The sequence below is a fragment of the Methylobacterium terricola genome, assembly GCF_006151805.1.
In the GTDB taxonomy this organism is placed as follows: Bacteria; Pseudomonadota; Alphaproteobacteria; order Rhizobiales; family Beijerinckiaceae; genus Methylobacterium; species Methylobacterium terricola.
This window is the reverse complement of the sequence record NZ_VDDA01000076.1, coordinates 1-6,049: the sequence shown is the minus strand read 5'-3', so window position 1 is coordinate 6,049 and position 6,049 is coordinate 1. Positions and strand designations below refer to the sequence as shown.

Annotated in this window: 9 protein-coding genes; 5 read left to right on the top strand and 4 right to left on the bottom strand. The window is 63.6% G+C overall.

What is annotated here, in order from left to right; genetic code table 11:
• The coding region (locus tag FF100_RS36470) for a transposase (RefSeq protein WP_139038114.1) at positions 1 to 202 on the top strand (202 nt) is incomplete at its 5' end.
• Here the strand turns inward: FF100_RS36470 and FF100_RS36465 are convergent.
• Positions 154 to 921, bottom strand: a complete 768-nt coding sequence (locus FF100_RS36465; RefSeq protein WP_246102802.1) for an MFS transporter — start codon at positions 919 to 921, stop codon at positions 154 to 156. The two genes, FF100_RS36470 and FF100_RS36465, sit on opposite strands and share 49 nt — an antisense overlap.
• Positions 922 to 1,403: 482 nt before the next feature.
• On the opposite strand from FF100_RS36465, the gene FF100_RS36460 reads away from it, so the two are divergent.
• Positions 1,404 to 2,435: an alpha/beta hydrolase gene (locus FF100_RS36460; RefSeq protein ID WP_139040885.1), complete on the top strand. Its 1,032-nt coding sequence runs from the start codon at positions 1,404 to 1,406 to the stop codon at positions 2,433 to 2,435.
• 92 nt (positions 2,436 to 2,527) lie between these two features.
• On the opposite strand, the gene FF100_RS36455 is transcribed toward FF100_RS36460, so the two are convergent.
• Positions 2,528 to 3,040, bottom strand: a complete 513-nt coding sequence (locus FF100_RS36455; RefSeq protein WP_171070479.1) for a LexA family protein — start codon at positions 3,038 to 3,040, stop codon at positions 2,528 to 2,530.
• A 109-nt stretch (positions 3,041 to 3,149) separates the two neighbouring features.
• Between FF100_RS36455 and FF100_RS36450 the strand changes: the two genes are divergently transcribed.
• Positions 3,150 to 3,404 carry a hypothetical protein gene (locus FF100_RS36450; RefSeq protein WP_139040883.1) on the top strand — a complete coding sequence of 85 codons (255 nt, stop codon included), beginning with the start codon at positions 3,150 to 3,152 and terminating at the stop codon, positions 3,402 to 3,404.
• A 231-nt stretch (positions 3,405 to 3,635) separates the two neighbouring features.
• Positions 3,636 to 4,655, top strand: a complete 1,020-nt coding sequence (locus tag FF100_RS36445; RefSeq protein WP_342779053.1) for a Hint domain-containing protein — start codon at positions 3,636 to 3,638, stop codon at positions 4,653 to 4,655.
• Between the two features lie 457 nt (positions 4,656 to 5,112).
• Here FF100_RS36445 and FF100_RS37675 read toward each other — a convergent pair whose 3' ends face one another.
• The gene (locus FF100_RS37675; RefSeq protein WP_139040881.1) at positions 5,113 to 5,403 is read right to left on the bottom strand and encodes a hypothetical protein; all 291 of its coding nucleotides are present in this window, start codon (positions 5,401 to 5,403) and stop codon (positions 5,113 to 5,115) included.
• Positions 5,404 to 5,457: 54 nt separating this feature from the next.
• Between FF100_RS37675 and FF100_RS36435 the strand changes: the two genes are divergently transcribed.
• Positions 5,458 to 5,727, top strand: coding sequence for a hypothetical protein (locus FF100_RS36435; protein WP_139040880.1), 270 nt, complete (start codon positions 5,458 to 5,460; stop codon positions 5,725 to 5,727).
• A gap of 120 nt (positions 5,728 to 5,847) precedes the next feature.
• Here the strand turns inward: FF100_RS36435 and FF100_RS36430 are convergent.
• Positions 5,848 to 6,049: transposase (locus FF100_RS36430; protein ID WP_139038114.1), on the bottom strand; the 202-nt coding region annotated here is incomplete at its 5' end.

Here is a 6,049-nt window from a genome sequence, read left to right as displayed (position 1 = left end):
CGCGACGGCCGTGATCCCGAACAATCCCTCGCGATCCAGGAAGTATGAGCTCGATACGGCCCTTTATACGGAGCGCCACCTGATCGAATGCTGTTTTTCCAAGCTCAAACAGTTCCGACGCGTCGCGACACGCTACGAGAAGACAGCCCGCAACTACGCCGCCGTGGTCACCATCGCTGCCATCGTCCTATGGCTCCGATAACTGTCCACACCGCCTAGCAGCACGAGACAGACCAGGGACATCCCGATCCCGAGCAGCGTCGCAGGTTCGACACGCTGCAGTTGCTCCAACGCCATCAGGAACGGCACCACCGATCCGGCAAACAGGAACAGGCCCGGCCAGTCGAATTTTCCGCGCTCACCGCTGCCCTCGCGGCCGGGTAGCCGCACCAATAGCACCATCGCCAGGAGGCCGAGCGGTAGGTTCACCAAGAAGACGGAGGGCCATCCGAACGCCTGCGTCAGCGCCCCGCCTGCCACCGGCCCGAATGTCGAGGAGGCCACGATCACCGCGGCCATGAACCCTTGGGCTCGGCCCAGTTGATGGCGCGCGACGTTCTCGGCCAGCACCGCCTGGCTCAGCACCATCAAACCGCCGCCGCCGAAGCCCTGCAGGATGCGTGCCCCAACCAGGGTCAGGAGGCTATGAGCTAAGGCGCACAGCACGGACGCCGTGACGAACAGCGCCAAAGCCAGCAGCAGCATGCGTCGCCGCCCGAGAGCATCCCCCAGCCGACCGTAGACGGGGGCCGCCACGGTGCTGGCGACCAGGTAGGATGCGACCACCCAGGAGACCCGCTCCACGTCGCCGAACTCACTCGCCATCGCAGGCAGCGCCGCCGTGATGATGGTGCCGTCCACCACGGCTACGAATGTCGGGAGCAGAATGGGCGGAAACACCCGCCGGAGTGGCAAATTCATCGGTGCCATTCTCAGATAGGACCAGCTGCAGCAGGGCTGGCGGTGGCGCTTGGAGAGAGCGGTACACGGATGTGGCAGTTGGAGATATGGCAACGCTGCTCGCCGCGGTTGCGCGCACATCAAGGCCCGATTGCCCGCCGGTAGCGGGAACTACCGATGATCGCGATGGTGTGGGCGGCTTCGGCCGGGTATGGCAACGAGCCGGCGGACGGGGGATGCATCCCGGGTGTACCCGGGTCGGCATGATGCGGACCGATAGGTCGCTCCACCAGGGCGGATCGCTCGCCGAACTTTGAACACCCTTGCTGCTCTAAAAAGACGAAGGGTAGGAAACCGTGGCTGCGAGTTTGGGCCGTGCCGCCCTGCCTGATCCCGAGCCGCGAGCGGCGCTGTGCAAGTCCGTGATGACAGAGGCGCGGGTAGTTAAGTACACCTTTATCGGCGATGGCGGCCAACGTCACGCAAATGGGAGGAACTGGTCGATGCAGGGAATGATGCGTGCGCTTGCGGCCGTCGCCCTCTGTACCATCCCCTTGGGAGCTCGGGCCGAGTACCGCGTGCGTGAGGTCGGCAGCTTCCACATCGGCGGGCACGAAGTCGCGCTCGAAGGACTGCCGAAGTCGCAGATCAGCTTCACCGCGGGCATGGCGCCGATCACTGTCGATCCGAACGGCCAGTTCGAGACCGGACAGATGTACGTGCAGTATGTGAAGCTTGCAGAGCCCTCCGCGCCGTTGCCTATCCTGCTCTGGCACGGGGGTGGACTGTCCGGTGTGACTTGGGAGACGAAGCCCGATGGCAAGCCGGGCTGGCAGCAGTTCTTCCTAGAGCACGGTTACGACACCTACGTCTCGGACGCTGTCGAGCGAGGGCGCGCCTCGTGGTCGCGCTACCCGGAGATCTATACCTCTCCCCCGCTCTTCCGCACCAAACGCGAGGGCTGGGACATCTTCCGCATCGGCCCAGCCGACGGGTGGGCGCAGGAGCCGAGCGCACGCCACGCGTTCGAAGGCACGCAGTTCCCAATCTCGGACTACGACCAGTTCGCCAAGCAGGCGGTGCCACGCTGGGCGACGAACGACGCGGCGACGCAAGCCGCCTACGACGCCTACGTGCGCAAGGTCTGTCCCTGCGTGATCGTAGTGCACAGCCAGGGCGGCAATTTCGGGTACACGGCCGCGCTTCACAACCCGGACTTGGTCAAGGCTCTCGTGCTCGTCGAGCCATCCGGCGCGCCCAACCCCGCGAAGGCGGACGCAAGCGCGGTGAAGGACATCCCGCACCTCGTAGTGTGGGGCGACTATCTCGACCGGGTTCCGTTCTGGACGCCGCTGGTAAAGGCGAACGCCGCGTGGCGCGACGCGGTGAACAAGGCGGGAGGGCACGTGGAGTGGCTCGAACTGCCCAAAGCCGGCCTTCGCGGCAACACGCACATGCTAATGATGGATCGGAACTCGGACGCGGTCGCCACGCGCGTGTCTGATTGGCTCGCTCAGCAGAAGCTGACGCGGTGACGACGCCGCACGTTCGCCTGCTACAAGGTCCGGCGGGCTCGGCGTCCGCCTGATTGCCAGCAAAGCATGAGCACTGAGATCGGCTGCAACCTCTACCGCGAAGGCCTCCTAGCCGACGACGCGCTCGAGGCGGCGCCCGGCTCATCGCACGAGGCCGCGCGGGCCTTCACGTGGTGCCAGCGCACCGAGAACAGCAGCACGCCCCAGAGCAGACCCTCCTCCAGATCCTCCAGCGCGAATTCTTCATCCATCTCCGGGTTGTCGAACGTAAGGCTTAGCCGGTTGCCAGTCATCAATAGGCGCTTGAGGCTCATCTCCCCGTTGACCACCGCGACCACCACCGCGCCGGAGGCGGGCCGCAACGACCGGTCCACGATCGCCAAATCCTCGTCGTGGATGCCGGCGCCCTTCATGCACCAGCCGCGGACGCGCCAGATGAAGGTCGCCGGAGGGTTCGGCACCAGCCATCTCGGCAGCTCCAAGGCCCCCTCGATGAAGTCCTCGGCCGGGCTCGGGAACCCGGCACAGAGCGTCGGGAGCATGAACGGGATCCGCACCAACCCGCCGTCGTCCGCCGCCTCTGCACCGACCCGATAGAGAGTCACGCGCGCCCTCCGTGTTAGAACGGAAAGAGAACAAACAGGCCGGAGGTTCCCGGTCAAGGCCACGCTTCGGGCCTGTGTGGAGCGGGGATGACAGGATCAGGAGATCGTCATGGGGATGCGGACGACGTTCATGGTGCAGACGTTCGAGATCCACCGAAAGCGGCTACGGCCGGGCAACCGGGACGTGGCACCGACGGAGAGCGGGGCGCTGAAGCGCGCCGAGGCAATCGCTCGACGGATGCCGGGCACGGCAGCCTTGCGCATCGTGGCGGATGACGAGACGGGCGAGATTGAGAGCGTCGCGATCCTCAGCCAGTTCGTGGAGGTGCCAGAGGATTTCGCCGAGCAGGTCAGCGGCGGGTGAGGACCATCATCGTCTGAGACGTGCTGTGGCCGGAGGGGCGGAGGCCAAGCCAAGCCGTTGATGCCACTCATGGGTGTATCCAGGACGCTACAGATTGAGATTATCTATGGTTTTTCCCGTGATCGCTCTCCCTACGCCGCTCTGAGACACTTGATCTGCTCCGTGAGCTCCTCCAGTAAAAATTGTTTACGACGCGCATGTTCTTCGTGACCATAAAGTCGAGGTACGATAATGTCAGTTTTGTCTGATAATTTTAGAATAATAGACCAATCATCGGGAGCAAATCTTGCAAATATAATTCTTTCTATAGATACATCCAGTGAAGTTGTATTGGAGGCCTCAGGAACCATTTATGGAAGATCTATAACTGGTTTATCTACTTACATGGGTGCAACTAACACTGTTTATGAGCAGTTTTATTTTGGTCAATACGGGAGAGTTAGTTATTATTATAATTTCCAAAATATAAGCGTCTCAACAGGCGATATACAATACAATATTGTTGGATCGACAAAACCGCCAAATCTCGTCGCTACTGTCTCAGGATCCGATAATTCGCAAGCAAATGGCACGAGCACGTCGCAGCTCTTCAGTCGCCAATTGATCCCGCCAGTGTGCTTTGTGACAGGCGCGTTGATCCGCACTACCCGCGGTGAAATCGCCGTCGAGAAGCTGAGGGCCGGCGACAATGTGGTCACCGCCTCTGGCAATTTGCGGCCGATCATATGGATCGGGCATCGCGATCTCGACGGACGCGGCCGGACCCTGCTGGCCTACCAGCAGCCGATCCGCATCCGCGCCGGTGCATTCGGTCCGGGCCTGCCCACCCGCGCCCTCCTCCTCTCGCCCGGGCACCCCGTCCTCGTCGGGGCCGATGCTGACGGCGTGGGCGGCCACCTCGTGCCGATCATGTGCCTCATCAACGGCACCACCATCGCCCGAGAGCCAGTCTCGTCGGTCACCTACTGGCACGTCGAACTCGACGCCCACGACATCCTGCTCGCCGAGGGCCTACCGGCGGAAAGCTACCTCGATTGGGGCGACCGGCCGTTCTTCACCGAAGGCTCCAACCACGCCCTGCACAACCCCGACTTCGTCGTGCCCGGCCTCACCGCCCGCTGCCGACCGGTCGCGGTCGACGGGCCTGTGGTCGATGCCGAGCGGGCGCGCTTGGCGCGCGTGTTCGCGGCCTCGCTCGGCGCCGACTGCGCCTGGGATGAGGCAGGGCGCTTCGCCTGGATCGCCGCGTAGGCCCGAAACGAAAATGCCCTGCCCGGCGGCTGCCGGCGGGGCTGAAGGTGCGGGCCTCACTTCCCATGAGGTGGCCGGTAACAGGTTGCCGCCGGACGGGTTCCGGGCTCAGCCGTCGTGACTACCGGTGTGCGCCCTCCCTTGCATGTCCTGCTTGCGCTTGATGCTGCCGGAGGCAGCCTACCGCATTCACTTTCCCGGATCAGACCCGAAAGGCTCTTTTCTGGTGGCCTGTGCCGATAGCGCCATTAACGCCGTTAGGTGGCCGATTTCGGCCTTCTGAACGGTCTCGCCGCTTTCCTGCTTTCCCTACCTAATGTGCCAATAGCGTCATTAGCGCCGATAGATGGATGCAGCAGACGGCATACAGCCCACGGACGCCGTACTCCGTCTTTTAGAGACAAAGCAAAATTACCTATCGGCGCGATTGATGATATGCTGATTGCTGGAAGGCGACTCAGCCGGAAGATACCGCGTTCCGCGTCATGCTCCTCGAAACGGTCACAGGCTTGCGGGTTTCGATCATCTGATGACCTCTGCTGCGAGTTCCTGGGGGCCCTTTGATCCGCGCATCGAGGAGGCCGAGCGCCGAGCCCGACTGCGCTGCCTTCGTGGACTTGCTCGAGTTCTGTCCGGCCCGCGCGCCGCTGACCTCTGTCGCCACCTCGCCAAGGCCGAGCATGACACCGCTGCCCTGGCTCTCGCCCTTGCAGCCCTGGACCGCCTTCCGAGCGTTGATCGCCGACAAATCGTCGGGACCTACGCCGCCGTTCACCGCCCCGCCGCTGCCTGAGGAGCGCCCATGCCCACTACCGCCGCCCGCAAGACGCAAGACTCAGCTACCATCACATCCGGGCTACTCGCCCTCCTCACGGCCCTGCACGGCGCCCCCGCAGGCTCCCCGGCCGCGAGCGCCTACACCGCCGCGTTGCGACGCCGTGGCGAGGACCTGTCCGCGATCGGCGGGCGTGATGCGCTCCATGAGGCCCGCGCCGCTGCTATCGCCGCCTCGCCGGATCACGCCGCCGCGATTGATGCGGCTTGGTCGACCATCCCGGGATGGACCACATGACCGAACCCACCTCTCCCTACCATGCCGCCATGTGGGATGCCGCGCTGGATGCCGACGGCGCGGCCAAAGCGATCGAGGCTCGGCCCGACGCCTCTGTCATACGCTAGGCGGTGTGGACAGTTATCGGAGCCATAGGACGATGGCAGCGATGGTGACCACGGCGGCGTAGTTGCGGGCTGTCTTCTCGTAGCGTGTCGCGACGCGTCGGAACTGTTTGAGCTTGGAAAAACAGCATTCGATCAGGTGGCGCTCCGTATAAAGGGCCGTATCGAGCTCATACTTCCTGGATCGCGAGGGATTGTTCGGGATCACGGCCGTCGCG